The following is a 25,047-nucleotide window of genomic DNA, read 5'->3' as shown; positions in this document are numbered from 1 at the left end:
TCAGATCGACGCGTTCTTCACATCTGCGGCTGAACTCTAGCTTCTCAGCCACCACCAGCCGCCAGCGAACGCGACCATCAGCACGATCGTCAGCAGTATGTCCCACCAGCGCGCTTTGCCGCCGCCGTACGCCCATAGCCTCTCCCTTTGACGGGAGCCTAGCCACCCGGCCGATGAACGCAAGGGTGGCCCGACCCGTAGCAAGGCGGGGGTGCAATTCTTGCAGGGCCGGGCCTGTCCTGCAGGGAGTCAGGACAGCGGCCCCATACCAGCACGACAGTTAACGAAAGGACCAGCCATGCGAACCAGCCAATCCGGGCGGGGCGATATCGCGCGCCGTGAAGGAACCGTTCTGACCGCCTATCAGGACAGCGCCGGCATCTGGACAATCGGGACCGGCCACACATCAGCGGCCGGCGCTCCCAAGGTGGTCAAAGGCATGAAGATCAGCGCGTGGGAGGCTGATCAAATCCTGACCCGCGACCTCGCAGCGGTCGAAGGCCAGGTATCGGCCGCCGTCAAAGTTCCCCTGAACCAGAACGAATTCGATGCGCTGGTTTCGCTCTGCTTCAACATTGGTGGCGGTGCCTTCAAAAACTCGACGCTTGTCCGCAAGCTGAATGCGGGCGACAGGGCAGGCGCAGCCAATCAGTTCCTCGTCTGGAACAAGATCACGAAGAACGGCAAGAAGGTCGAACTGCGCGGCCTGACCATTCGCCGGCAGGACGAGCGCAAGCAGTTTCTGACGCCTTTCGTCACCACCCCAAAACCCATCAATACCAAGGCTTCCGAGCCTCAAAAAGCCCCTCAAGTCACCACCTCTCCAAGCGGTTTTTGGGCTGCGCTTCTCTCCATCCTCAAAGCCATCTTCAAGGGAGGCCGGTAATGGGTCCGTATATCCGAATTCTGCTGCGCTACGGCGTGGGCGGCATCATCGGCTATGAGGTGGGTGATCACCTTGCCGCCGATCCTGACGTGATCGCAGTCACCACGGCCGCTACCGCCGCGCTGGTCGGTTTCGCGACGGAAGGCTTCTATCTGTTGGCCCGCAAGCTGGGGTGGCGCACATGAGGGCCTATCTCGCTCTCGGCGCCGCAGTGGCCGTCATCGCCGCGCTCACGGTCAGCCATTGGCAGGCCTATCGCGCGGGCGCTGCCTCTGAGCGAACGGCGGCGCTCACCAGATCGATCGACCTTATTCGCGACAGGAGCAAGACCAATGCTGAAATCAATCGGATGGATGACGCTGCTCTGTGCCGTGAGCTTGGCGGCCAGTGGGTGCAGCCGGACACCTGCGAATGACGGCGCCGGCTTCGAGCTTCTGACGCCATCGCCGGAAACCCGGCAGTTCATCATCACCAACGACAAGCCATTTGCCCGTCAGGTCGCCGGCCACAACCGGACCTGCGCGGCGCAGCCGGCTTGTCGGAAATAGCATTTCAATACGGGGACACAGGGCGTTGACCGAACGGAACACTGAGATGGAAACCGATCTGCGCGGCAGGGTGGTCAATCTGGAGCATCAAGGCCAGAACCGTGAACAGCGGCTGGCGGCCCTTGAGGCATGGCGCACACAGCGCGACATCGACAGCGCGCGGCACGATGAACGGTGGAAGAACATGGATGAAAAGATCGATCACGTCGGCAAGAAAGTCGACAAGATCGCCAATGACCTGAGCCGGGGCGTCTGGGCGGTCATCCTCGGCATCATTGCTGCGATCATCGCGTACATGGTCAAGGGCGGGTTTGCGACATAATGCCTTTTTGGTTCGCCGAGTTGATTTCGGCCGCCCGGATGCCTTTCAGCGGCGCGCGCTCAGGACACCCAGATCCCAACGCGAAGACATCATCGGCCGCAGGGAAGATTGAAGATAGCTATGTGGAAAATCGGTTCCCAGGCCGCGGACTTGCGCGTGGTGACGGGTTCTGCAGCGAAACTGCAATTCGCCGTCTGGCGACTCTTATTGTTTGTCAAGTCCAAAGCGAATCACTATGTTTCCAAACAGGAGGAAGCCGTTAACCCTGTCCGTTTACTTAGGAGGAGGGGTAAACGGTGCATTGTGTCAAATATGACCTATACACCGCAACATATTGCCAATTACTTCCTCGACAGCGCCGCTCAAGAGGGCGGGCGACTTTCGTTGCTTAAGTTGCTCAAGCTCATTTACATTGCATACGGATGGTCCCTCGCTCTGCGAAACGAGAAACTGTTTAATGAGAAGATCGAAGCGTGGCAGCATGGCCCCGTTATTCCATCAATCTACCACGAATTTAAACATTATGGTTCCAGCCCTATAGCTTCGCGGTCTGTTACCGTTGACTTCAAGGAAAAAGACGGGAAGCTGAATCTTGATTTCCAGACACCTAGAGTTCCGGATATGGATGAAGACACAATCTATATTCTCGATACTGTCTGGAAATCGTACAAGGATTTCACTGCGTGGGCGTTGCGTGAGCTAACGCATCAAGACGGCACACCTTGGCGGAAGGTGTATCGTGATGGTGTTCGCGGCATAGCGATGCAAGACGAAGATATACGCGAACATTATGTCGAACGGATCGGACGATACCTCGAAGCTGCGAGAGCGACGGAACAAGAGCGAAAGGCCTCTTGATTTAGACGCATTGCGCGGTGTGGATGTAAGTGGGGCGGTGCACGAGGTTGAAGGAACTCAGCAACGTGCTAATGGAAGCTCTGTAAAGCCATCATACAAACACAGAACGATTTGCTATTATCCGGTTACAGATGATGAGTTGGATCAACTCGCCGCGTTCAATCGCGTGAGTGCGGCGCTATTTGCTGCGGGCTCATTTATTCTCGGGTGGTCTCTCGACGTTGGGAAGGATCTGTACTTCGCCTCTGATATGGATCCGAGCGTGCGCGGTAATGCGGTGAGCGCAGCAGTAGCCGGCGTCGTTATAGCAGTCGTGTTTTTTGTCGTGGGTGTCTATTTTTGGAATGCTAAGAATAAGCAGTCACGCCGGATAAAAACAGAATCAGTCGACGATCTTTAGGCGCGAAGAGCTATTCTCGTTACGAGGAAGAATCTCTCGGTGAATGGCGCCCGCTCCGGTTCGCCGGGGCGGGCTTTTCTGCGTTTGGGCGTCCGGTTAGGGGTGGGAAGCTGACTGGCGGATAGTGTCCGAAATCGCAAATTAGCAGACACGCATGGCTCAAGTTTGCATTACTCGCTCGATTAGAGTGCGGCGAGCTCGTTGTAGAGCAGCGCGTTCAGCTTGAGGCTGGTGCGAACGAAGGCATCGGCGAGCTCGTTCACCTCAGGTATGCTCCACTCGTGCCCGCCCCGGAACAATCGCTGATCGCCGTTCAGAGCCGTCGCCGGCTTGCCGTGCAACAGCCCATTGCGATCCTCGACCAGGGCTTTGAACTCGTCGGCAGGTTCCGCTATCGCCCCCCGTAGGACAGGGTCAGTTACTGCTGCCACCATCTTGACCAAGTCGCTAGCGATCTTCCCTGCAGTCTTTCGCCGCGGCTCGATGGTGGCGATATAGCCAGGCTCCAGTCGCTCGCAGCAGTAGGAAGCGTTCCATTCAAGGCGTGCGAACGCCACGATCGCAAGGCCCAACGCGTGCAAATAGGGATCGTCGATCGGGATCCGCAGTCGCTCATCGGTCATTCGACACCCTCCTATACGTCATGCCGCCACGCCAGTCGCTCAGCGCGCCCGACTGGCAGCTTTCCAGCAACAGCAGGAAAAAGCCGCCATCGACGTAAGCGATGCTGCAACAGAATTGATAGTTCTGTTGCAGCATAAATGGTGCGGGGGCGGGGAATCGAACCCCGCCTGAGGGCTCTTCTGCCAGTCTTATACAGGCCGATCCTCGAACACTCTCGCTTGCATCGGTCGGATTTCCTGCCAAGCCCGCAGCACCTCAATCCTCACCATGCACTTCCGAAATGTATGCATAGCCATCTCCCAAGCCAGATTGGTTGCAAGTGAAGCAAGCAGAGGCAGGTATCCGACCCATGCAGCGATAGCCATCCAGATCACGACCTGAAGACCTACGGCGAAGCTGGTAAGGTATTTATACGCAAGCCCGTCTTGATCGGCAAACCTCTGCGATTTGAAACAGGATCGTAGTATTCTGTTTCACGACGCGAATGTCCGCTTCAAAGCATGGGCGGCGGCTTCCTTATCGGCCGCAATGAGGTCGAGCCTTCACTCCATATCCGGCACTTCACCGGCCATGAACAGTGTCACCGGCTCGCCATATTCGCCCAGCGCGGGATTGGCTTCCCGGCTCCACGCGATCACGCCGGCATGCTTTGATGCCAGCGCCTGAGCTGTTCGGATTGCCCGTTCCTCGCTTTGCTGCTCGGCAGGGCCGAATACCGTCTGAAGCTCGCCTTCCTCGTCGCGGTCGAATGCCATCACGACGATCAGTTTCGGCATCTTCTGCTGTGGTGTGACGTGGTTGGACATGGATGTCTCGCGAGAACAAGAAGCCGGCAATCTACAAAAATGGCATCAAAATATGCGCTATTTTATGATCCAACCGATTGACGGAAACGTACTCACGATCGCGCTATAGGTCGCAAACCCATTCCAGAGGCGGAGAATTCGGATAATCAACATGTACATCTACCATGTCGCCGGGCTTTCCGTAAGCACGCCAGTCGACTTGGCGCTCTTGGTTCTGATCAACCTCGATAGTAACGCTGGTTTTGCCGCCACTGCTAATAAATGGTGGGCATAACAGGCTCCCCTGACAAACTATCCAGGCAGCCCGGTAAGTTTCCAACAGCAGCGCCTTGAAATCCATCCACCATGGATCATTCATCCGCTGGAATTGAACAGCGTGTAAGTAATTGCCGAGGCGATCTACACAATTCACGAGGTGCTTGCCAACGGGAATGTGATACACGGTCAGCGAAGGCACCATTGCTGGGGCGATAGTAATCTTTGAGATCTTATCCTGGGAGAAGATGCGATCGAGCTCTTTGGCCTTTTTGCCGACCTGCCATGACCTTGGCAGCGATTGACGGTACCGTACCTGCGCTTCCAGATATTCATCTTGTCGAGCTTCGACACAACCCCGCAATTCAAGCGCTGCATAGAACATAAATCTCGGTTCTGGTTGCACAAGGTTAGTCTTCGCTCGACGGAGATACGAGTGGCTAGAGGTGCTGTATGTGAGCGTCTCAGCTTGGTTCACGCCGTTCCCTTTGTCTTACTGTGGCAGTTCTCCATCATCTAATTCGGACGTTGCGAAAAAAAGCACATCGCGTCAATCTTCCCTTCCCCTACGGGGGCTCATTCCATGAACGAAGCGCGACCACCTGTTCCTCTTGCACGCACCTTGCACGTTGATCCGTTTCCGTTCTGTCCCCGTTCTCCATAGGTTCGACATTGATCTTCCACGGTTTTCCTAGGTTTTCTGCGGCTTTCAGCTTCTGCCCGTTACGTTGACATCGTAGGGGTCACAGGTTCAATCCCTGTCACGCCCACCATCCAAAGCTCAATGAAGTCAAAGCTTTGCGGTTGCAGAGCGTTTGCCTTGCAAGCTACCCGACATATGATTTCGCGATCATTCGAGTAGCAAATTCTCCCAGCCTTACGAAATGCTTGCCCAGCCGGACGAGGCGCAGCGACGCTTCATCCCGGCAGCCTTTTCTGGACTTGCGCTTATCGCCGGCAGCATGGCTGGAAAACCCTATGTGCCGCATTCGCGTACGGAAACGTCAGTCGAAACAGGCGGTATTTGTGTCGCGCCGGCAGCCAGGGTGTCGGCAGCGGAGTGGTCCGCTGCCGAGCAGAAAGCTAAAGCTTGGCGCCGGCCAGCTTTGTCATGAGCTTTTGCCGGTCCTCGACCGATTTCAGACGGATGGTCATGGCTTCGCTCTTGACCGGAACTTGCTGAGGAAGATTTACCTCCACCTCGGGAACATGCTCCGCAGCCCAGCCCTTGAAACGGGGCAATTTGTTGGGACCGGTGATGGGGAACGTAAAGCTGTATCTGAAGGTCATTTCGGAACAATCCATGTGATAACGCACGCTCCGAGGCGCGCGCAGTTGAATTGCGGCGCTCCCGTCTCGAAACGTGCAAGATTTCTGATGAGTGGATTACTTTTCTATCCTGGCGCCGCTCTTGCTCACGCAGGTAGCAGCACCAGGCAATCAGCCGGTCACGAGGCTGCCTTTGCAGATAACCATGAAGGCAAAGGAAATCGTATGCATTTCCGATGTCTCGGCCAAACCACGATGATTGTCAAATCAACCGACCTGTACCGGCATCGGAAATGGCAACGCCTGTAACACCTGCGCCGGCAAACACGGCAAGGTTGGCAGATAATCCCGATCCGCCGCCCAAAACCATCGCGCCCCCCGCAAGCCGGTTTCCGAAATGACTGTGCGACAGGACGACAAGATCACCCTCGACGGCGGCTGAAAAGCCGCCCCATCGGGCGCAAGGTTGCTCGGCGCGGGAGCTATGTGTTGGCTTCTGCCGCAATAAACCGGGCGAGTTCCGACATCAGCCTTTCAGCATCGCTCTTGCTGATTTTCAGATTGATGACCTCATCGTCCTGTCCGGACAATTCGATGCTGCCCAAAAGCGGGCTCCTGGAAACAAGGTCGATCTGGTAGCCAGCATATTCGGCGACAATGGTGTCTACGCTGCACATTTCCTTTCTCCTTACCCGACCAGCAAAGCACCGGGATCGCCGGTCGGCAAGGAAGAACTGAAATGCCTCTTAAAAATCCGCCGGTCCATCTCCAATCGGCCAGAAATCGCCCCCAAAGGTCGGGAAGTGCTACGAATTTCCAGTGTCGAGAAATTCCTCGAACGTAGAGCGCGAGGGTACCGGCGCCACCAGCTTGACCCGGCTATAGGGCGGTGGAAGCCCGCGCTCACGGATTGCGGCATCTATGGCGACGAGCATCACGTCCCGGCAATCGATATCGTCCACGAAGCTCGGCACCCAGTAGCGCACGGCAAAGGTTACACCATGCGTGTCATAGGACAGGGCGCGCACGTCGGGCTCGGGCGACTTCATGATGATTTCGGTAGACGCGGCGGCAGCCGCCAGCAGTTCCTTGCCCTGGCTGACGGGTATGTCATGGCCGAGCACGATCTCCAGGCTGGCGCGATAGTGCTTTCGCGGCGCGCTGTAGTTCGTCATTCTCTGGCGCGAAATCTGGCTGTTCGGCAGGATCATGTAGGTGTCGTTGCGGGTCTGCAATCGCGTCGTGCGCCAGCCGATCTCGATGACCCGGCCGCGAATGGTGCCGTCGATCTCGATCCAGTCGCCAATCCTGAACGGAGCCTCCAAACCGAGCGCTATGCCCGAAAGCACGTCCGCCAGCACGTTGCGGATGGCAAATCCGAGAATGGCGATGATCAGGCCGGAACTGGCAAGCGCGCCGCCCGCGGATTGCCCCAGCAACATCGCCACGGTTGCTACCGTAGCAGCCAGGAACAGCGCGGCGGTGATGAGCTCCCTCAGCAGCTTCGGCACCTTGCGGCGGCCATTCCCGGTCCGGCGCAGTGCCGCACCAAGTAAACGCGCAAGAAGCCATGCCCCGGAATAATACGCAGCCGCGGTGCTCAGTTGACGCACCGCGCCCGGATCTCCCCCCGGCGCAAATTGCTGGAAGGCGGCTTCATGAAAGATGTAGATCGCAACGGAAGCGGAAAAGAAGAAGATCGGCCAGAAAAAACGCAATATTCCCAGTCGGCTCGTCACATATATTCTCCTTTTCATTTTGACGTTATCGGACGAAAAGCGGCCTTTCGCGCCATCGCTCGAGCTGAGCACCATAAGGCCAAATGGCGTCCGAGACGGACCGGAGCCCGCCCCGATTGAAAGCCAAAGCCATATGGTCGGACTTGCGTGTCGCGCTACGAGAACGAGACGCTTTGCCGCGCGCAGATTTCCCCGCGGGGCGACCACTGGCCGAACCCTCACCGCGCGGGAAAGGGCTCGGCGGGTAAACCGTTCCTGCAAACCGGCACATCAAACCAGTTCAGCTGCTGTGAAGCAAGGATGACAGGCGGTGGATGTAATCTGGAGCCTGTGTCCTTTTGGCCGATGACGTCTGCGAAGGACTTGAAAGCCTTCAGGCTTTCTGCGCCTGCGCTCCTCCTATCCGGTCAACTGGCGGCCAGACAACAGGTCCCGGCCCTAGCTCCGCCAGATCGCGCAATAGGCGTCGGCGCCAGTCCGGCGCTGAACGACCGTCAGGTTTCCAAGTGCTGCCGAAGCCTCGCGTTGTCTCATATACTCGGCGTCGCCTACATCCCATCGCCAGATGACGTTTTCGGTATTGGGCACCCAAAGGATACGCGTCGCGTATTGGGGAGGTGTGGAAGGAACGTCGAGCCGGCAATCGATGGCTGCAGGCATCATGCCCCTTGCCTCCATTTGCTGGGTCACGGCATTCGCCTGTTCGCTGCTCATCCAGACATCACCTTGCTCGGGGCGGGTGGTACAGCCCGCCGCCAGCAAGCAAAACACTGCAGCGACAGCCGGTTTCAGACCCGAGCATTGTCCGTCGTCATACATATGATACGCCTCCCTTTGGCCCCACGGCGGCTACTCGAACGCGCCGCCCCAGGGGCAATTACGCCCTTGCGTCTGACATCACCCTGCTGTCATCCGAGATGGAGGAAGATAGTGCTGAGTGGAAGCCGGAGTAGACCCGATCAGGCGATCAGATGCTGTTCCGAGCCGGACATAGCAACTCACTTCAACAGACCAAACTTGTCATCGAAAGTCGGCAGAAATCATGATGAACGCATACCACGCACTTATACGACCCATATAAGCCGGAAATAGCAGAATAAGCTGAATGGAATTATTTCGTAAACGATCTTGTCTGTAGATCGCCTATCTTTTCAACTGGAACATGAATGGTTCTTACCGTACGAAAACGCCTCAACATCACAAACGTGCTTCATTCATGAAAATAACGTCAGCCGAATTTTAATTTTTTAATATGGCCTTCTTCCGAACCGATTATCTCCAACATGAGATTTTGGATCACGCCCGATCCGGCAGGAGAGTTCTGATCTGAGCGGTCGTCCGCGCCATCCCTTCCGGAATGTGCCCGGCCGGAATGGATGAATAGGCCATCCTGAAATACCGGCATGGGCTGTCTTCATAGCCGAAGAACGGGTAGCCTGATTCAATCAGGACGCCGGCCTTCTGCAGGTCCCGTGCAAGCACATCCGCATCCAGACCTTCTGCCCCTCTAGCCAGTCCGCCACGAGGCTCCTAGATCGGCTCTACCGCCGGGACGATTAATCGTCTTTGAAAAATCACGGCGTTTGTGCCTGAGATTTTGCACGATGGGGCGTTATTGCTGCGGCGCGGCGGGCGAGATTCCCAATAAAGCGGCGGGCGGATGGCTCGAAGAATGCCGCAATCAGCCATGACGCAAAGAGCAGGCTTGCGACAAGGATCGCTCCGACCAACCATCGGTCGTGATCCGCGCCGAAACGGGCGAAAGTCGCATAACCGATGTGCTGGTGCAGAAGGTAGAGCGGATAGGTCAGGCCGCCGATGCCGGTCGCGATGGCCGGACGGATTGGAAGCGTCGGCAGCATCACGCAAAGAGCGACGCAGGCAACAGCTGTCGGCCCGATCAAGGCAAGGCCGCCGGTGCTTCTATGAATGCCGTATAGCTCATAGAATTTCGGCTCGATGATGAACGGCGTAGCCGTCGCCCACAAGATCGATGCGGCGAGGATGAGGAACGCACCGGCCGAACGCCCCTGCCGGAGCTTGTAGAGCGTCATCCCGAAAATGAAATATCCCGAATATTCGGTGATGAAGAGCTTGCGGAGCACTTCGCTATCAATGCGCAGCTCGTTTGCGACGGAGAGAACCAGCCAGGAAACCACGATGACCTGCCAGTGCTTCTTGAGCCAGCCGAGCGCAATGAAGACAAAGACCCATCCGTAGAACATCACCTCATAGGCAATCGTCCAGTAAGCCCCATCTAGAAACGGCTGACCGAGCGCCCGCGCGTTGATGACAAGATGAGCGAGCCACTGTTTGACGGTCGGCGTCGGAAGGCCGGGAATCGGCCAACTATAGAGCACGATCGCTGTGGCCGTCGCGCAGAGAATGAAGGTAGGCCATAGCCGGGCCACCCGGCCAACGGCGAAGTCAAAGGCTGTCCGACCTTCAGCCGACAGGGTGATGACGTAGCCGGAAATCGCGAAGAAGATCAGCAGGCCGGAATCGAGCCAGATCGCAACGGGGGAGAATTCCGGAAACCCCGTTCCGCCACCTTCGCCCGTCGCCTCCATCCGGAAGCCGTAATGATAGATGACAACGAGCAGGGCAGACGCCAACCGCAAGATATCCAGATTGAGCAGTCGCGTTTGATTCTGCGTCATGCAAGCTCCGAGCGAGAAAAGCCACTCGATTCTACTATTCACGATTTTAGAAAGCGTGAATCTGATTGCCTCGCCGCAAGAACTACCGGCGCAAGAGACCGCGCCGGCAGCACCCGTGTCCCCAACCGAACGGCGGTGTCGTGCGGCAGGTGTCCGTTCCCATGGCCGGGGCCGCCATGCTGCCAATCACAGATGAACCGGAACCCATCGTATTCTCGGCCATCTGGTCGCCCTACGACCAGAGCCAGACACTGCGGAATTTGCGCGACCTTGCGCGAAATATGGGGCGAGCCGCAGACAGCACGGCTATTCCGCCGCTTCGGTAGGATTGCCAGCCAGACTTTTTAGGATGGGCTGGGAGTTTCGAAAGCTGGACTATGGGGCGGCGCTTGAACCGGACTGACGCCGCTCGATGCAGCAGGCCAAAGGGCGGCACGGAGCCGCTGATCGTGCTACGCTCCGCTACCCTACCTCACTCTTGTGTTCTGAATGACGAAAGCCCCGGCGCTTATGCGTCCGGGGCTTTGATTTGTGCGACTACATTTGTCGTAAATATCTATTATATTTGGATAATAAGGCTTTTATGTTTGATCTGGTTGCGGGGGCAGGATTTAATCTTTACTTGCGCTCGGCCTGTCCCCTCCACTCCATCCTACTATATTTGAAAAGGGTAGAGACTGGAGAATTACTTCGTGCAGCAGCGTAGGATCGGCGAAACACAACTAGGTTGTGAATGGGCGGCGTTTGGAAGACATGCTGACTGTTGCACTCAATAAAATTCTCACGAAGATATCCTACGCTAGCGCGAGCGCGATTGAAATCCCTTACCGCGGCAATCTCATCCCGACCTTCGACGGGGACCCGCAAGGCAAGATCACCCTCCCCCATGCCTCGACCCAATGGCGCAGCCGTTCCGGCCGTCGTGTCAAATGCCGCACCACGGGCCAAACAGCCAAAGTAATCAGGGCCAACGGGACCAGTGGAATCCGCCGCGGCTGGAAGGGTGGTGCAAAACGCACATTGAGGATGCCGCCTTGCGGCAGGGGAACCACCTTGTCGCAGTTGGCGCTGCAGCGGCGTGATGCGCAATGTTCCTGCCTGCGGCGTCGCGCAAGGTCAACTCACGCCCTACCCCGTGGTCTCAAAGTTATGAGGTAGGCTGAGCTATAGGCTGATTTTGCTTCGTACACTCACGCAGGAGTTCGATAAAGCGTTGGGTTTTGGCCGGCAGCAAGCGTGTCTCGGTAACCGCATAGACGGGAACCGGCGTAGCTTGCCACTCTGGTAGAACGCGGCGTAGCTGTCCGCTGGCCAAGTCCTCGGCGACGATTTCTTCCACCAGCATGACGATGCCCAGATCCAGCGCAGCGAGGCGACGCATCATTCCGATGCTGTTGAGCTGGAACCGACCCCCGACCGTGACGTCGACTGTCTCTGTTGCGTTATGCAGCGTCCAGATATTAGCGGACGGCCGCATGCGCAGGCATTCGTGGCCAGACAGATCGGCTGGCCTGCTGGGTTCGCCGTAAAGTTCCAAATAACGGGGCGATGCGTAAAGATAGCGCTGAAGAACGGCGATCTGGCGGGCGATGAGATTAGAATCCGGCTGCTCTCCTATGCGGATTGCCACATCGATGGGCTCGGTCACCAGATCTACACGGCGCGGCGTCAGGTCGAACTCGAAGCTTATGCCTGGATAGCGCCGGGAGAATTCGGCGATTTGGGGAGCGAGGAACGTCACCGCCAAATCCACCGGCAGGGAGACACGCAGCAAACCGCTCGGCTGAGCCAGCATTTCACCGAGATGCTCGTGGGCAAGCCTCGCTTCGTCAACGATCCGCTTGCATCGCTCGAAATAAATCTGGCCGGCTTCCGTCAGTTCGATCCGGCGCGTCGTGCGATGCAGCAGACGCAGACCGATCGCCTTCTCAAGCATGCCGATCCGGCGGGACAGGGTGGAGTTGGGCATTCCCATCGTTTCGGCCGCCCTGCGAAAACTGCGCGCCTTCACGACCTCGACGAAGAGAGCCATGTCATTCAGAAATGCCACATACATTGCTCCGTCAGCGGGTTAATTTGTGGACAGATGTCATTTTTATACCAGTTCCCACCTGATGAACAGCGCAACACCCCCCACGCCTGAGATGCAAGCGCGATTTAGCCATGCCGCTGCCCTCGCGATGCCGTTGCTGACCATCCTGTCCAAGCCATCGGACAGGATGGTTTCTGCTTTGTCACGATCAGCAAGCGTGTAAGGGATTCCCGAACACCGTACTGACGTGTTCGGATCTGGAGCCTCAGCCTTTTGCAGCGAAGAAGCTGGCAGCGAGATTGCCGTAGAAGGGCAGATGCTCGCCCATGATCTGTGCGAGATCCTGACCGGTAGCGTTACGCCAGTCGCCTTGCAGCTCGGCACCGACAGCGACCCAGGTGATCGGTTTGATGCCGGCCTGCACCATACGCGCCACTGCGACCTCCTGAACAAGCTTGTTCCAGGTGCCAGAAGCGTCGATCACCGCATAGACGTCATAGCCGGCCTTGATCGCCGACAGCGCGACAAAGGCGACGCAGACCTCGGTGGATACACCGGCCACAATCAGTTTCTTGCGGCCAGTCTTTTCGACGGCGGCGACGAACTCGGCATTGTCCCAGGCATTGATCTCGCCGGGACGAGAGATGACCGGAGCGTCAGGAAGCGTTTGGGTGATCACCGGCAGAACAGGGCCGTTCGGTCCATCGCTGGCGCTTGTCGTAATGATGGCGGGGAGCTTGAAAGCCTTGGCGAACTTCACCAGTCCGGTAACGGCAGTCAGGTATTCAGGGAGGCTCTGGTCCTGAACACCGTTCGACAGGCCGGTCTGATGGTCGACAAAAAGGACAGCGGCATTTTCCGGTGTAAGGCGGTCGTAGCTCATAATGATTTCTCCTTTGGTGATCCGGCGCCCTGGCCGGGTTTCGTTCGCTTGAATGCGAAGAGTAAGATGGAGAGGCTTTCAACAGGCGGCAGTCGCAAACTCCAAGATCGCGGCCCGAACGATCAGAAAGAGCCACCAACATAAGGGCCTAGATTTTAGCTCAGATTCTGACTTGTCCCCCGTCCGTCGCAATGGTCTGGCCCGTGACGAAACCGGAGTCCTTCGAGCAGAGGAAGGAGACGACACCCACCAGATCCTCGGGCTCGATTACGCGGGGAATGGCCTGCTGCTTGGGGAGGTATTCGAAGATATCCTCGTTTACACCCCGCATCGTTGCTGTGTTCGTCAGGCCGGGTGCGATAACGTTGGCCGTGACACCGTCGGCGCCGATCTCGCTGGCCAGCGCGCGGGTGAAGCCGATGACGCCGCCCTTGCTGGCGATATAGGCCGTCATCTGCGGCGCGTTCAGCCAGAAGGTCGTGCTGGCGACATTGACGATGCGGCCGTATTTGCGCGCCCTCATGCCCGGCAGGAAGGCCTTGCTCATCAGGAAGGGGCCGTCGAGATTGACGCCCAGCACCTTCTTCCATGTGGCGAAATCCGTGTCCTCGAACGATTTCCAGGGGTAGATTCCGGCATTGTTGACCAGCGCCGTCACCGGCGGCAGCGGCGAACTGAAGCGTCGAGTCCGGCGAGGTCACGTCGACGACGGCCGAGTAGAACTTCCTCCCCTCGGCTTCCACGATGGCGCGGGTGGCATTGGCTTCGGCGACATCGGCAACGGCGATGTCGAATCCGTCGGCGGCAAGCCGTTTTGCATAGAACTGGCCGATGCCGTTTGCGGCCCCTGTAATGACGGCGGTTCCTTGGGTCATTGTACGTCTCCTTCGAAAATCGGGTTGAGAGGAAGACGTGTCGAGGGCTGGATGGCAGGCGGGCCAAGCCTCGCGATCGGCACGTGTAGTTTTGTCGGTTCAGCGGGAAAGGACATTCCCGCTGAACATGCCGCCCTTGAAGACCGGCGCGGCGGTGTCGGTGGTGAACAGCACGAGATCGGTGTCGACCTCAGCCTCGATCACCTGGGCCTTGTCGTCCAGCACCAGGCTTTCGCCCTCGACCAGAGTGGTTGTCCCGACCGATGCGCGGCCCGCGAAGACATACAGCAGCCGTGTCGCGCCGGAGACCGGCGCGTCGGGCAACGCCAATGAGCCGCCGGCGGACAGATGGCTGTCGTGTACCCAGGCGGCGGCTCGCAGTTCCAGCGGCGCCTCGCCCTTCGGACCAGCGATCAACCGCCACTCATCAAGGCTGACCTCCTCGGGGAAGTCATGGAACTGCACCATTGGTTCCAGATCCGGATCACGTGGGCGGATGAAGATCTGGAGGCATTCGATGTCCTCGGTTCCCGGCATCTTTTCTTCGTGCTGGAACGTGTGTCCAGCATTCATCAGCATCAGCCGGGTCTTCGTCAGCGCTTCCTCGTTACCGACCGTGTCGCGGTGCAGCATGGTGCCGGCCCGCATATAGGTCAAAATCTCATCATCGCGGTGCGGATGCATCGCGATGAATCCTCCCGGCCCGATCCGCGCGTGATCGATCCGACCGATCGCACCGATGCCGCTGTCGCCCTGGCCAAGCGTCACACCGGGAAAGAGGATCTCGATCCCGAATGCCCCTGCCCGGTGCCCACGCTTCATGCTGCGATCGAGTTTGACGGGTAAGATTTCCTTGACGAGGGTCATTTCGCACCCGCCATTTCGGATAACGTCGGGTAATCGATATAGCCCGCGCCGTCGGGGCTGCCGCCGTAGAAGCTGCCGCGGTCGGGCACGTTCATCGCAGCACCGATCTTGAGCCGCTCGACGAAATCGGGCGTCGACAGGACAAACTGGCCGTAGGCTTCCAGATCGGCGAGCCCAGACTTCACGTCCGAACCGACGTTTTCGAGCGCACGATCAGGGCGATTGAGAATCAGCGCCTGATCCCACAACCTGCGGATATCCGCGAGCAGCGCCTCGTTTCCGAAGTGCATGATGTGGACAAAGGCCAATCCCAGCTTATTCAGTTCGCGCACGAGATAGCGGTAGAGGTCCGGCCCTTCCGCACCCTCGTCGAGGCCACCGAGCGTCGCGCCGGGCGAAAGGCGGATGCCGGTGCGCTCCGCGCCGATCTCTTCCGCCACGGCCCGGGCCACCTCTATGGCGAAACGGGCACGATTCTCAATGCCGCCGCCATAGGCATCGGTGCGAAGGTTGGCATTGGGAGCGAAGAACTGCTGGATCAGATAGCCGCTGGCCCCATGGATCTCGACGCCGTCCGCTCCTGCCTCGATCGCACGGCGGGCGGCCTTGCGGAAATCATTGACGGTCTGTTCGATCTCTTCGACCGTCAGAGCGCGAGGCTCAGGGATCGGCTGCATGCCGGTCGCGGTAAAGATCGGAGCACCTGGGGCCACAGCGGAGGGGGCCACGGCCTGCCGGTGATGCGGCGTGTTGTCGGGGTGCGAGGTCCGTCCGGCATGCATCAATTGGATGACGATACGCGATCCCGCGGCGTGAACGGCAGAAGTGACCCCCCGCCAGCCCTGGACATGGGCGTCGGTATAGATCCCCGGCGTGGCCAGATAGCCCTGTCCATCTTCGGAGGGCTGGGCGCCTTCACTGATGATCAAACCAACTCCGGCACGCTGCGCATAATACTTGGCAGCAAGCGGCCCGGGCGTACCGTCGGCTTGAGCCCGGCTGCGGGTCATCGGCGCCATGGCCAGGCGGTTCTTGGTTTCGATGTTACCTACCTTGGCAGGGGTCCAGATGTCGGACATTGTGCTGACTCCATATTCTGTGCGTGAGACATGGCCTAAACATCGCGTTGGCCGTCCCGGGATGATGTAATCGCTGAACACACGAGGAAGGTTGTTGAGACTCCGTCCCGCGCTCCCTCAACAGTTAGTGTTTGATTTGCCAGTGGCACAGATCAACTTTTTGGAACAGATTGCTCCATGAGTGGAGCAATCTGTTCGTCAACTCCCAGCGGCATTGATCCGATGATGGATCGGTGGCTTCCATTTTGTACCGTGTACTCGGGAGGCTTTCGGTCTCATCTTCCTCCCCGTTAGTCTCGGGAAGGAACCAAAGCATGAACCTTCTGTTCACACATGTCCGCGTCCGCCGGCCTGAAGGAATGACCGCATCTTGGCTGCACCGATGATGCGCGCGCGTTCGAACGGCGGGAGCGACATTCACACGCTCAATGGGCAGTTCCCTCTGAGGATTGGCGGTCATTCATCAGTGTTGAACGTCGACGGCGCACCGTTTTACTCCATCCGCGCGCGGAAAAGAATTGCCGAAACGGTCAGCGTGACGGACGCGATAGCCGCCAGCGGCCATGTGTTCGCGAGAATGACCGCCGCCGGCATATCTTTCAGAAAGACGCCTTCGGAAACGACGAGGAAATGCCGGCATGGGTTGGCGAAAGCGATTACCTGTAGCCAGCCGGGCATGTTGTCGACGGGAGTGGCGAAGCCGGACAGCAGGATTAGCGGCACCGTCACCAAAAACATGCCAAGGAAGGCTTGTTGCTGCGTTTGCGACACCGTGGATACCAGCATCCCCACGCCGATCAGCGAAACCAGATAGAAGAACAGAGAGAAATAGAACGAGGTCACGGAGCCGGTAAGCGGAACTCCGAAGACAGTGGGGATAAGGACCATGTAGAGCGTGGCATTGAAGAAGCCGATCAGCAAAGGCGGCGCCATCTTGCCAATGAGGATTTCGTGGACTCTCAACGGTGAAACCATGAGTTGATCGAAGGTGCCCAGCTCTCGCTCTCGCGCAACGGATTGAGCCGTGATCGACAGGGTGCCGGTTGCACCCAGGATCACAAGCAACCCCGGCATCACGAACCAAAGGTAGATCAGCGCAGGGTTGAACCAGTTGGTGACGACAGTTCGGGTAGTGGGCTGCCCCGGAATTGCGGCGGGGCGCGCTTCCGCTGCGACTTGGCCAACGATCTGCTGCAGGTATGAGGAAACGATCTGCGATGCGTTCGAGCGCCGCCCGTCCAGGACGATCTGAACCTCACCAATCTGCTCGCTCTCGATAGCCGCGCTGAATCGCGAATCGAAACTGAGAACGGCGATGACCTGCTGATTGTTGATTGCCTCCCGCACATCGGCAGGTGATGCGAGCGGCACGATCCGGCCGACATTGGGACTGCCCGCCACCCTCGAAACAACCTCATGACTCCAGATGCCGGAATCGCGGTCGAGCACGCCCACGTCGAAGTTACGCACTTCCAGCGTCGCCGCGAAACCGAACAGGAGGAGTTGAAGCAAGGGGGGTGCAATAAGAGTGATACGGGCTTTGGGATCGCGAAAGACCGCCCATAGTTCCTTGACGATGATCGCCGAAAGACGCGCGAAGCTGGAGGAACCCATCAGGCAATCCTCCGCCGGGTCACCCGAAAGGCGAGGCCGAAGAACAGCAGGCCGAAACCCAGCATCGCCAGAATGCTGCGAACAAACATCGGCCAAAGATCGCCCACCACGAAAACGCTGGTCAGGGGCGGAATGAAGTAGCGAGCGGGAACGGCGTAGGTCATCCCCTGAATGAATTTCGGCATCGAGCCGATCTCAAACAGAAATCCAGACAACAACAGGCCCGGCAGGAAGGCGGTCAACAACGCAACCTGACTGGCTACAAACTGATTCTTCGTCGCCGCCGAAATGAGCAGGCCTTGGCCCAAAGCTGGCATGAGGAAAGCCGCGCCGAGCGCATACAGGCCGATAATCGACCCCCTGAACGGCACGTCGAACAGGAACACGGCTACGACGACGCAGAGCGTCATCGAGCACAGCCCGAGAACAAAATAAGGGATGATCTTCGTCGCCAGGAATTCGCCCATGCCGACGGGTGTCGCCATCAATGCTTCGAGCGTGCCGCGCTCCCATTCCCGCGCGACCACGAGCGCGGTCAGAAGTGTCCCGATCATTGTCATCACAATACTGATCGAGCCGGGGATAAGGGCGAAACGGCTTTGAAGGCCCGGATTGAACCAGAACCGGGGCAACACAGCGATGGCAGGCGACAATTGCGTGCCATGGTCCACCGCACGGCCTTCCGTCCAGGTGGCGCGCACACCTTCAGCATAAGCTGCAACAAAGGCGGCCGTATTCGGCAGAGATCCATCGGTGATGACTTGGATCGGCGCGTCGATCTCGGCCGAGATCCTTTGGCCGAAATCACCCGGAATGACCACGATGCCCCGGATACGGCCTGCGATCAGTTCCTCCTTGAGCGAAGCCACGTCACGCCGGGATTGAACCTCGAACCAACGGGATGATCGGTAGGCCGCCGCCAGGCTGGCTGCCGGTTCGCTGGAATCCTGAACGGCCAGACCAATCCGGGTTCTCGCCGTGTCGAGGGAAACGCCGTAACCAAACAGAAAGAGCAGCAGCAGCGGCAGCACAAAGGCGATCAGCATGGTGGACGGGTCGCGAACGATCTGGAGTGATTCCTTGCGGAGCAGCGCGGTAAAGCGTCGAGCGTTGAAATGATCGCTCATGCGGCCTCCCGCTTTCGATCCGAATCCTCGATCAGTGCGATGAAGGCATCCTCCATCGTCAGGTCCGCACCGCCGCTGATTTCAGCCGCGCGGATCTTCAGGTCGTCGGGCGTGCCTTCGGCGATCTCCTGTGCGCGGTAAATCAACGCTATTCGGTCGCAATACTCCGCCTCTTCCATGAAGTGGGTGGTGACGAGCACCGTTACGCCGCGTCGCACGAGTCCGTTGATGTGCAGCCAGAACTCGCGACGGGTGATGGGGTCCACGCCCGATGTCGGCTCATCCAGGAAAAGCACGGGCGGTTGATGAAGCACGGCGCAGGCAAGAGAGAGCCGCTGCTTGAAGCCCAACGGCAATGTTCCGCTGTTCACCGGCAAGTGCCGTTCAAGCTGAAATATCTCGATGACGCGGGCTACGGCCTCTGCCCGCGCGCGACGATCAAGACCATAGGCTCCGGCGAAGAAATTCAAGTTCTGTTTAACACTGAGATCGCCATAGAGAGAGAATTTCTGTGCCATGTAGCCCAGAGACTGACGGGCTTCCGCTCTGGAACCGCGCAGATCATGGCCTGCAACGCGGCCGTCGCCCGCTGTCGGCGTGAGCAGCCCGCAGAGCATCTTGAAGGTCGTGGACTTGCCAGCGCCGTTCGGTCCTAGGAGGCCGAATATTTGCCCTTGCGGCACGGAGAACGTGATGTCGCCCGCGGCTGTGAACGTGCCAAACTTCTTGGTAAGTCCTCGCGCCTCGATTGCCGGTGCGTTGGACTTTTCGACGAGCCGATAGCCTGCTGCGAGTTGACTGGCACCTCTAGGACCACCCCCAGGATGTCAATGAACGCATCCTCAAATCGCGGTTGCACCGCTTCGATTCGATCGCCCCGCGACATTCCTAAATGTTCTATGGACGGTGCAGCGGCGCTTTCGTCCATGAGAACGCGAACGGACGCGCCCTGAATGGTGGCGTCCTTTACTTCATCGCGAAGAACAAGGCTGGCGAGCAAGGAGCGCCGGCTGTCGGTGGGGCCAAACAGACGATAGATCCGTTCGGCGACTCGGGATGTCAGTTGTTTTGGCGGTCCACTGAACAGCAACCTGCCTTCGTTCAATAGGAATACTGTGTCGCACTTCTGGGCTTCGTCGAGATAGGCGGTGGACCAGACGACTCCCATGCCCTCAGTCGTGAGCTGGCGAACCATGGCCCATAGTTCTCTTCTAGCGACGGGGTCGACGCCTACACCGGGCTCGTCAAGCAACAGCACCTTAGGGGGCCGCACAAGCGCACAAGCGAGGCCGAGCTTCTGCTTCATGCCGCCCGAGAGTTGGCCAGCCAGTCGAGGGCGGAACCGCTCAAGGTCTGTGAAAGACAGGAGTTGGGAAAAGCGTGCCGCGCGTTCTTTCCCTGGGGGTAAACCGCGAAGATCAGCATAGAGCGAAAGATTCTCAATGACCGACAGGTCTTCGTAGAGGCCGAATCGTTGCGGCATGTAGCCGAGTGCTGACCTATCGGCCGCTATGGCGGGTTCGCCAAGAAGGGTAACTTCCCCTTCATCCGGGTCGAGCAATCCAGCAAGCAGACGGATCAGAGTCGTCTTGCCCGCGCCATCGGGACCGACCAGGCCCGTCATCAGCCCGCTCCTCACCTCCATGCTCACGGCGTCGAGCGCCGGGGCGGCATCAGGCTCAAAGCGTTTTGTGACATCGACAGCGCAGGCGACTACGTCCGTCATTTCACTGGCCTGCCCCTGGGTCAGGGCTCTGTTGGAGCCTCACGGTGACGGGTTGACCTTGACGGAGACGGTCATCGGGATCGGTGACGTTGATCCTCAAACGATAAACGAGGTCGGCGCGCAGTTCTTCGGTCTGGACCGTCCTCGGCGTAAATTCAGCGGTTGGTGAGATGAAGCCGACGACACCATGATAGACTTTGGGATTGCCGTCAGTGGTTACAAACACGGTCATACCGGGCGCGATCCGCCCGAGGTCAGGTTCAGCTACATAGGCGCGCACCCGGATCGGTCGATTAATGGTGAGCGTGAAGATGGTCGCACCGGATTGGACGATAGCACCGGGCTCGGCAGTTCGCGTAAGGATTGTGCCAGCGTCCGGTGATAGAAGCGTCGCGTCAGCCAGATTGGTTTTCACCCTGTCGCGTTCCGCTGTTGCGGTTGCGAGTTGCGCCTCCGCAGCCGCGATGTCTTCGACGCGAGAGCCCGCGCGAAGCAGCGCCAATGCCTCCTCTGCCACCCGAAGCTGTGCCTCGGCCGCGTGGTATTCAGCCTCGGCTGCCTCGAAAGCCGATTGGGATACAGCATTGTTAGTGACCAGCGATTTATTGCGCTCGTAAGCCCCGCGAGCCCGCACCATGTCCGCGCTTCGGACTGCGACTGTGGCCTCCGCTTGCGCGATCTCCTCGGGCCGATTTCCGGCGCGTCGTTTTTCAAGTTCCGCGCGTGCGGCTGAAACCTGCGCTTCCGCGCCCCTCAGCGCATCGATAAATGGCTGGAGGTCAAGCTGCGCCAGAGTTGCTCCGGTCTCGACCGACGCCCCTTCATCAACCGGCATCTCGGCAATACGCCCCGCGACGCGGAACCCGAGATTCACCTGACGAATATCGACATTGCCATAGAGAACCATTCCCTCATCGGGCTTGTCCAGGAAGCCGAAGCCGCGAGTATAGTATCCCGCCGCTGCGACGCCCGCGATGATGACAGCTAGGATGACGATGCGCCGGAACACTATTGCGCCCCCACAGTCGGAGGAACTGGCGCAATGGACGCGACGAGTTCGACCACCAAAGCCTCGATGGTTGCGAGGCACTTGTCGTCTATTACGTCCCAACTGAGCGCGGCGAGGACTGCTGCGTGGGCCATTCTGAACATGAGGACGCTTCCAACCAGGGAGAGGGTTCTGAGGCGCACATGCTCGGAAGCAGGGTCTTCGTGCAGCAAGGTTCCAACCAGATGGCTACATATATTGAGAAGTGGTCCCATTACGCCGTCGTAGAGGTGGCTAAAGGCCGCTGTCGGCTGCATTTGTTCGCGGACTATGAAGCGCGCCCAAGGCTCGGAACGACTGCTAGCGAATAGCGCGGCCATCCGCTGAATGATCTCGGTCAGCAGGCGACGCGCCTCATCCGCGCCGAGTGGCACTGTTCCCGAGCGCGCTTCTTCGACACGGGCAAAGACAAGGCTTCGCAGCGGAGCGATATGATCTTTGATGCCATCCGCGATAGAGGTCGCCACCGCGAGGTAAAGCCCCTCTTTGTTACCGAAGTAGTATGCGATAGCCTGCTGGTTTGCCCCAGCCTTCTCGCAAAGCATCCGTGTCGTTGCGCCGTCAAAACCGACACGCCCGAAAACATCTAAGGCTGCGATAAGCAGTTTCTCGCGAGTTTGATCGCCGCGCTCAATCCTTCGTCCGGACATGACGCCCGTGCTCCATTCTTCATCTTGGGATCGGAAAGCCGCCGTCCGCTTGTTCGCGGTGCGTGCCGGCCCCTGTCCCACGATCAGCAGTAGCTTGGATCAGGAATTAAATCAATCATACGATTTAGTTTGTGCTTGATGAATGAGCCAGACCGGTGGGCTGGCCGGTATCCGGTTTTAGCGCTGCCAGCATTTCGTTCAGCTCGGCGCATCAAGCCGCGCGATGGCGGGCAGCGCTGCGATACCTGAAGCCTCCGCGCTGCCTGCCCATCGGTCACGCCCGATCCTGCTTGGGCTGTGACTGGTTCGCGTCGGCCGCTGACAGGTCTGGAGCGGTTGACGGATCAGTTCGGTTTCGGATTGTGAACTGAATGCTCGTCGCAGAATCTGAGAAGTGCTGCAACCTGTTGCGAACCGGCTTCGATGCCGGTCGGATCGACGCCGACAAGAGTCACGACGACCTGGGCCTCTCCTTGCCAGTCGAGGATCGGAGCGGCAGCGGCGACCAATCCGGGAATGAAACCTCCGTTCACCGAGGCAAATCCCTGTTCGCGGATGGCAGCCCGCAGCATTTCCAGCCCCTCTGCCGTCGAAGGGGTGTCGGGTAGCAGGGAGGGGTTCCGCGCGGCGCGGCGCAACTCGGTCTCGCGGGCCTTATGTATCGCGCCCCTGGGCGCATAGGTGAGAAAGATGCGCCCCGTGGCCGAAGTCAGAAGCGGCAATGTGGTGCCAAGTGCGATAGAAGTCACCGTTGGCGACAGGCCGCGCTGCCAGCGGACTACCGTTGCGCCTTCATTGGCCCAGACCGCCAGTAGCACGGTCATGCCGGTCTGAAGCGCAAGCTCGGGCAGGCCGTCCGCTGAATCGTTTACGAAATCGTGCCGGGCAATGGCGGCCAACCCCAACTGCATGGCCTCCGGTCCAAGGTCATACCGCCCCGAGCGTCCCTGCTGCCTGACCAGCCCCGCAATGACGAAAGAGGCGAGGTAGCGATGTGCCTTGCTTGGCGGCATGTCGTAGCCACGGGCGATATCGGAGAGTGTCATCGGGCCTTGCTGCCTCGCCATGAAGGCGAGGACGCCAAGCGCGATATCCAGCGATTTCAACCCGTGACCAAAGTCCTCCGTCATTTCGTCTTCTCCAGCTTGTCGCGCAGTCCACTGATGTCTCCCGCGACAATACCGCCATTCTCCCGAATGAAAAGGCAACGGACCTCCCGGGCCTCGAAGGCCAGACGCGTGCCGACGCGGCCTTCGTAGACGAGGGTGACGCTCCGGCGTGACCATTCCGCGATGGAGACGCTGACGTCCAGCACGTCGCCATCTCGAATTGCGCTGCGGAAGTGGGCCTGCGCATCGACGAGGCCAAGACCGGCGCTGCCAAGTTCTTTGCAAATCCCGTGGTGCCCGCCGAGCGGCCGCAGAAGTTTGTGAAAGGCGGCGTCCAACCAGCGAAAAACGTTTGGATAGAAGACGATACCAGCCGGATCGCAGTCTCCGAAGGTGACGTCGGTGGTCAGAACAACCGTCATGATGATTTCCTTTATATAAAACTCATTGCACAATATAGAAAAATAGCTTAGAGAACGAAGAACGTCTAGCGAATTTGGGGGGAGCCATGTCGGCACTGGGCAAGATCGAAATCCTCGGTGGTGGGCCGGGGGGGCTTTACACGGCCATTCTCATCCGCAGGCTGTTGCCGCACGTGAAGGTGCGGGTAACGGAGCAGAACCCGGAAGGTGCAACCTTCGGTTTCGGCGTGGTTTTTTCCGATCGCGCGCTCGATTTCCTGAAGGCCGACGACCCGGATACTCATGACCTCATCCTGCCGCATATGGAGCGTTGGCAGGACATGACACTCAACCTTCCCGACGGCCGGGTGACGCTGGACGGTGTGGGCTTTACCGCCATAGGGCGCCTTGAGCTGATCGAAATCCTGAAGGATCGCGTGCGCGACCTCGGAGTTGAGATCCGCTTCGACACGGTGGTGGAATCGCTCGATGCATTCGATGCGGATCTGGTGATCGGGGCAGACGGGCTGAACTCGCTGACCCGCCGCTCGCTGGAGGCTCAGTTCAGGCCGACCATCGAATATTTCGACAATCATTTCGCCTGGTTCGGCGCATCAATTCCCTTCGATACGCTGACCCAGACCTTCATCAGGACCGAAAAGGGGCCGTTGAGCGCGCACCATTACCGCTTCGCGCCGGATCGCTCGACGTTCATCGTCGAATGCGAGGATGCAACCTTCAAAGCCTTTGGCTTCGACAGGATGGACGAAGGGCAGAGCGCGAAGCTGTGCAGCGATCTGTTCAGCGAGACTCTCGGGGGCACGCAACTGATCACCAACAAATCCATGTGGCGCCAGTTCCCTCGGCTGTGGTGCGAAAGCTGGATCGCCGGGCGAAATGTCCTGCTTGGCGATGCGGTGCACACCGCGCATTTTTCTATCGGATCGGGCACACGTCTGGCGATGGAAGATGCCATCGCGCTTGTTCATGCGCTCAAGGATTTCGGCGACGTGGACGAGGCGCTTGCCCATTATCAGGCCACCCGTCCGCCGATTGCCCGCAAGATCGTGGACGCCGCCAATACCTCGGCAAGCTGGTATGAGAATTTCGGCGAAAAGATGCGCCTCGCACCGATGGATTTCGCGCATGACTACCTGATGCGCTCGGGGCGGATGACCGAAGAGCGTCTGCAAAAAATCGCGCCGAAATTCGCAGCGGATTACGCCAGATACAGCGCCGTAGCCGGCTGATCGCCTGACGGGGCGCTCA

The 25,047-nt window shown here is 58.7% G+C and carries 26 protein-coding genes and 2 pseudogenes; 7 read left to right on the top strand and 21 right to left on the bottom strand.

The genetic code is table 11. The features are described 5' to 3' along the window. The first annotated feature begins 220 nt into the window (after nucleotides 1-220). From C7441_RS20910 to C7441_RS20885, 6 genes are all read left to right on the top strand, one after another. Entirely contained in the window at nucleotides 221-886 is a 666-nt protein-coding gene (locus tag C7441_RS20910; RefSeq protein WP_244916216.1) for a lysozyme, read from the top strand. Next, a complete protein-coding gene (locus tag C7441_RS20905) occupies nucleotides 886-1,071 on the top strand; it encodes a hypothetical protein (RefSeq protein WP_109614523.1) in 186 nt (61 codons plus the stop codon). Before C7441_RS20910 ends, C7441_RS20905 begins: the two co-directional genes overlap by 1 nt. After that, nucleotides 1,068-1,301 (top strand): hypothetical protein, encoded by a 234-nt coding sequence (locus C7441_RS23875; RefSeq protein ID WP_146201539.1) that lies wholly within the window; start codon nucleotides 1,068-1,070, stop codon nucleotides 1,299-1,301. The genes C7441_RS20905 and C7441_RS23875 overlap by 4 nt, the downstream gene beginning before the upstream one ends. 179 nt (nucleotides 1,302-1,480) lie before the next feature. Beyond that, nucleotides 1,481-1,756 (top strand): hypothetical protein, encoded by a 276-nt coding sequence (locus C7441_RS20895; RefSeq protein WP_146201538.1) that lies wholly within the window; start codon nucleotides 1,481-1,483, stop codon nucleotides 1,754-1,756. 108 nt (nucleotides 1,757-1,864) lie between these two features. Next, nucleotides 1,865-2,614, top strand: coding sequence for a Panacea domain-containing protein (locus C7441_RS20890; RefSeq protein ID WP_146201537.1), 750 nt, complete (start codon nucleotides 1,865-1,867; stop codon nucleotides 2,612-2,614). A 37-nt stretch (nucleotides 2,615-2,651) separates the two neighbouring features. Then, nucleotides 2,652-3,014, top strand: a complete 363-nt coding sequence (locus C7441_RS20885; protein WP_210205686.1) for a hypothetical protein — start codon at nucleotides 2,652-2,654, stop codon at nucleotides 3,012-3,014. 182 nt (nucleotides 3,015-3,196) lie between these two features. On the opposite strand, the gene C7441_RS20880 is transcribed toward C7441_RS20885, so the two are convergent. From C7441_RS20880 to cehI, 21 genes and pseudogenes are all read right to left on the bottom strand, one after another. After that, nucleotides 3,197-3,637, bottom strand: a complete 441-nt coding sequence (locus tag C7441_RS20880; protein ID WP_210205685.1) for a hypothetical protein — start codon at nucleotides 3,635-3,637, stop codon at nucleotides 3,197-3,199. A 543-nt stretch (nucleotides 3,638-4,180) separates the two neighbouring features. Then, nucleotides 4,181-4,444 carry a hypothetical protein gene (locus tag C7441_RS20875; protein WP_109614518.1) on the bottom strand — a complete coding sequence of 88 codons (264 nt, stop codon included), beginning with the start codon at nucleotides 4,442-4,444 and terminating at the stop codon, nucleotides 4,181-4,183. Between the two features lie 103 nt (nucleotides 4,445-4,547). Next, the gene (locus C7441_RS20870; protein WP_109614517.1) at nucleotides 4,548-5,084 is read right to left on the bottom strand and encodes a hypothetical protein; all 537 of its coding nucleotides are present in this window, start codon (nucleotides 5,082-5,084) and stop codon (nucleotides 4,548-4,550) included. A gap of 698 nt (nucleotides 5,085-5,782) precedes the next feature. After that, entirely contained in the window at nucleotides 5,783-5,989 is a 207-nt protein-coding gene (locus C7441_RS20865) for a hypothetical protein (protein ID WP_026060154.1), read from the bottom strand. 461 nt (nucleotides 5,990-6,450) lie between these two features. After that, entirely contained in the window at nucleotides 6,451-6,645 is a 195-nt protein-coding gene (locus C7441_RS20860) for a hypothetical protein (RefSeq protein WP_109614516.1), read from the bottom strand. A 129-nt stretch (nucleotides 6,646-6,774) separates the two neighbouring features. Next, nucleotides 6,775-7,707: a mechanosensitive ion channel family protein gene (locus tag C7441_RS20855; RefSeq protein WP_244916215.1), complete on the bottom strand. Its 933-nt coding sequence runs from the start codon at nucleotides 7,705-7,707 to the stop codon at nucleotides 6,775-6,777. Between the two features lie 438 nt (nucleotides 7,708-8,145). After that, the gene (locus C7441_RS20850; RefSeq protein WP_019171024.1) at nucleotides 8,146-8,526 is read right to left on the bottom strand and encodes a hypothetical protein; all 381 of its coding nucleotides are present in this window, start codon (nucleotides 8,524-8,526) and stop codon (nucleotides 8,146-8,148) included. A 409-nt stretch (nucleotides 8,527-8,935) separates the two neighbouring features. Continuing rightward, nucleotides 8,936-9,112: a hypothetical protein gene (locus C7441_RS24175; protein WP_170125215.1), complete on the bottom strand. Its 177-nt coding sequence runs from the start codon at nucleotides 9,110-9,112 to the stop codon at nucleotides 8,936-8,938. Between the two features lie 169 nt (nucleotides 9,113-9,281). After that, nucleotides 9,282-10,367, bottom strand: a complete 1,086-nt coding sequence (locus tag C7441_RS20845; protein ID WP_109614515.1) for an acyltransferase family protein — start codon at nucleotides 10,365-10,367, stop codon at nucleotides 9,282-9,284. Nucleotides 10,368-11,514: 1,147 nt separating this feature from the next. Further along, a complete protein-coding gene (locus tag C7441_RS20835; RefSeq protein ID WP_210205684.1) occupies nucleotides 11,515-12,417 on the bottom strand; it encodes a LysR family transcriptional regulator in 903 nt (300 codons plus the stop codon). A 247-nt stretch (nucleotides 12,418-12,664) separates the two neighbouring features. Continuing rightward, nucleotides 12,665-13,282 (bottom strand): isochorismatase family protein, encoded by a 618-nt coding sequence (locus tag C7441_RS20830; RefSeq protein WP_109614512.1) that lies wholly within the window; start codon nucleotides 13,280-13,282, stop codon nucleotides 12,665-12,667. Between the two features lie 160 nt (nucleotides 13,283-13,442). After that, nucleotides 13,443-14,157 (bottom strand): annotated as a pseudogene (locus C7441_RS20825) (SDR family NAD(P)-dependent oxidoreductase). Between the two features lie 99 nt (nucleotides 14,158-14,256). Then, the gene (locus C7441_RS20820; protein WP_244916214.1) at nucleotides 14,257-15,024 is read right to left on the bottom strand and encodes a pirin family protein; all 768 of its coding nucleotides are present in this window, start codon (nucleotides 15,022-15,024) and stop codon (nucleotides 14,257-14,259) included. Beyond that, complete coding sequence (locus C7441_RS20815; protein ID WP_109614511.1) at nucleotides 15,021-16,103, bottom strand: alkene reductase; 1,083 nt, start codon at nucleotides 16,101-16,103, stop codon at nucleotides 15,021-15,023. The genes C7441_RS20820 and C7441_RS20815 overlap by 4 nt, the downstream gene beginning before the upstream one ends. A gap of 492 nt (nucleotides 16,104-16,595) precedes the next feature. After that, nucleotides 16,596-17,717 carry an ABC transporter permease gene (locus tag C7441_RS20810; RefSeq protein ID WP_170125214.1) on the bottom strand — a complete coding sequence of 374 codons (1,122 nt, stop codon included), beginning with the start codon at nucleotides 17,715-17,717 and terminating at the stop codon, nucleotides 16,596-16,598. After that, nucleotides 17,717-18,844 carry an ABC transporter permease gene (locus tag C7441_RS20805; protein WP_109614510.1) on the bottom strand — a complete coding sequence of 376 codons (1,128 nt, stop codon included), beginning with the start codon at nucleotides 18,842-18,844 and terminating at the stop codon, nucleotides 17,717-17,719. Before C7441_RS20805 ends, C7441_RS20810 begins: the two co-directional genes overlap by 1 nt. Next, a pseudogene (locus C7441_RS20800) lies at nucleotides 18,841-20,570 on the bottom strand (ATP-binding cassette domain-containing protein). Before C7441_RS20800 ends, C7441_RS20805 begins: the two are co-directional and overlap by 4 nt. Nucleotide 20,571: 1 nt before the next feature. After that, entirely contained in the window at nucleotides 20,572-21,579 is a 1,008-nt protein-coding gene (gene hlyD, locus C7441_RS20795; RefSeq protein WP_109614509.1) for a secretion protein HlyD, read from the bottom strand. Further along, on the bottom strand, nucleotides 21,579-22,268 hold the full coding sequence (locus C7441_RS20790) for a CerR family C-terminal domain-containing protein (protein WP_109614508.1): 690 nt from the start codon (nucleotides 22,266-22,268) through the stop codon (nucleotides 21,579-21,581). Before C7441_RS20790 ends, hlyD begins: the two co-directional genes overlap by 1 nt. A gap of 344 nt (nucleotides 22,269-22,612) precedes the next feature. Next, on the bottom strand, nucleotides 22,613-23,398 hold the full coding sequence (locus C7441_RS20785; RefSeq protein WP_109614507.1) for an IclR family transcriptional regulator: 786 nt from the start codon (nucleotides 23,396-23,398) through the stop codon (nucleotides 22,613-22,615). After that, nucleotides 23,395-23,799 (bottom strand): gentisyl-CoA thioesterase, encoded by a 405-nt coding sequence (gene cehI, locus C7441_RS20780; RefSeq protein WP_146201535.1) that lies wholly within the window; start codon nucleotides 23,797-23,799, stop codon nucleotides 23,395-23,397. Before cehI ends, C7441_RS20785 begins: the two co-directional genes overlap by 4 nt. Before the next feature lie 86 nt (nucleotides 23,800-23,885). On the opposite strand from cehI, the gene cehH reads away from it, so the two are divergent. Beyond that, on the top strand, nucleotides 23,886-25,028 hold the full coding sequence (cehH, locus tag C7441_RS20775; protein WP_109614505.1) for a salicylyl-CoA hydroxylase: 1,143 nt from the start codon (nucleotides 23,886-23,888) through the stop codon (nucleotides 25,026-25,028). The last annotated feature ends 19 nt before the right edge of the window (nucleotides 25,029-25,047 follow it).

It is taken from the genome of Pseudaminobacter salicylatoxidans (genome assembly GCF_003148475.1).
Classification (GTDB): Bacteria; Pseudomonadota; Alphaproteobacteria; order Rhizobiales; family Rhizobiaceae; genus Pseudaminobacter; species Pseudaminobacter salicylatoxidans.
The sequence above is the reverse complement of the archived record's forward strand: the minus strand, read 5'-3'. Positions and strand labels throughout refer to the sequence as shown.

What these genes read in the sequence shown, in the direction of transcription:
- C7441_RS20905 (WP_109614523.1), top strand. Translation starts at nt 886, where the DNA reads ATGGGTCCGTATATCCGAATTCTGCTGCGCTACGGCGTGGGCGGCATC.
- C7441_RS23875 (WP_146201539.1), top strand. Translation starts at nt 1,068, where the DNA reads ATGAGGGCCTATCTCGCTCTCGGCGCCGCAGTGGCCGTCATCGCCGCG.
- C7441_RS20895 (WP_146201538.1), top strand. Translation starts at nt 1,481, where the DNA reads ATGGAAACCGATCTGCGCGGCAGGGTGGTCAATCTGGAGCATCAAGGC.
- C7441_RS20880 (WP_210205685.1), bottom strand. Translation starts at nt 3,637, where the DNA reads ATGACCGATGAGCGACTGCGGATCCCGATCGACGATCCCTATTTGCAC.
- C7441_RS20875 (WP_109614518.1), bottom strand. Translation starts at nt 4,444, where the DNA reads ATGTCCAACCACGTCACACCACAGCAGAAGATGCCGAAACTGATCGTC.
- C7441_RS20870 (WP_109614517.1), bottom strand. Translation starts at nt 5,084, where the DNA reads ATGTTCTATGCAGCGCTTGAATTGCGGGGTTGTGTCGAAGCTCGACAA.
- C7441_RS20865 (WP_026060154.1), bottom strand. Translation starts at nt 5,989, where the DNA reads ATGACCTTCAGATACAGCTTTACGTTCCCCATCACCGGTCCCAACAAA.
- C7441_RS20860 (WP_109614516.1), bottom strand. Translation starts at nt 6,645, where the DNA reads ATGTGCAGCGTAGACACCATTGTCGCCGAATATGCTGGCTACCAGATC.
- C7441_RS20850 (WP_019171024.1), bottom strand. Translation starts at nt 8,526, where the DNA reads ATGTATGACGACGGACAATGCTCGGGTCTGAAACCGGCTGTCGCTGCA.
- C7441_RS24175 (WP_170125215.1), bottom strand. Translation starts at nt 9,112, where the DNA reads ATGCCGGTATTTCAGGATGGCCTATTCATCCATTCCGGCCGGGCACAT.
- C7441_RS20845 (WP_109614515.1), bottom strand. Translation starts at nt 10,367, where the DNA reads ATGACGCAGAATCAAACGCGACTGCTCAATCTGGATATCTTGCGGTTG.
- C7441_RS20830 (WP_109614512.1), bottom strand. Translation starts at nt 13,282, where the DNA reads ATGAGCTACGACCGCCTTACACCGGAAAATGCCGCTGTCCTTTTTGTC.
- C7441_RS20820 (WP_244916214.1), bottom strand. Translation starts at nt 15,024, where the DNA reads ATGACCCTCGTCAAGGAAATCTTACCCGTCAAACTCGATCGCAGCATG.
- C7441_RS20815 (WP_109614511.1), bottom strand. Translation starts at nt 16,103, where the DNA reads ATGTCCGACATCTGGACCCCTGCCAAGGTAGGTAACATCGAAACCAAG.
- C7441_RS20810 (WP_170125214.1), bottom strand. Translation starts at nt 17,717, where the DNA reads ATGGGTTCCTCCAGCTTCGCGCGTCTTTCGGCGATCATCGTCAAGGAA.
- C7441_RS20805 (WP_109614510.1), bottom strand. Translation starts at nt 18,844, where the DNA reads ATGAGCGATCATTTCAACGCTCGACGCTTTACCGCGCTGCTCCGCAAG.
- C7441_RS20790 (WP_109614508.1), bottom strand. Translation starts at nt 22,268, where the DNA reads ATGTCCGGACGAAGGATTGAGCGCGGCGATCAAACTCGCGAGAAACTG.
- C7441_RS20785 (WP_109614507.1), bottom strand. Translation starts at nt 23,398, where the DNA reads ATGACGGAGGACTTTGGTCACGGGTTGAAATCGCTGGATATCGCGCTT.
- cehI (WP_146201535.1), bottom strand. Translation starts at nt 23,799, where the DNA reads ATGACGGTTGTTCTGACCACCGACGTCACCTTCGGAGACTGCGATCCG.
- cehH (WP_109614505.1), top strand. Translation starts at nt 23,886, where the DNA reads ATGTCGGCACTGGGCAAGATCGAAATCCTCGGTGGTGGGCCGGGGGGG.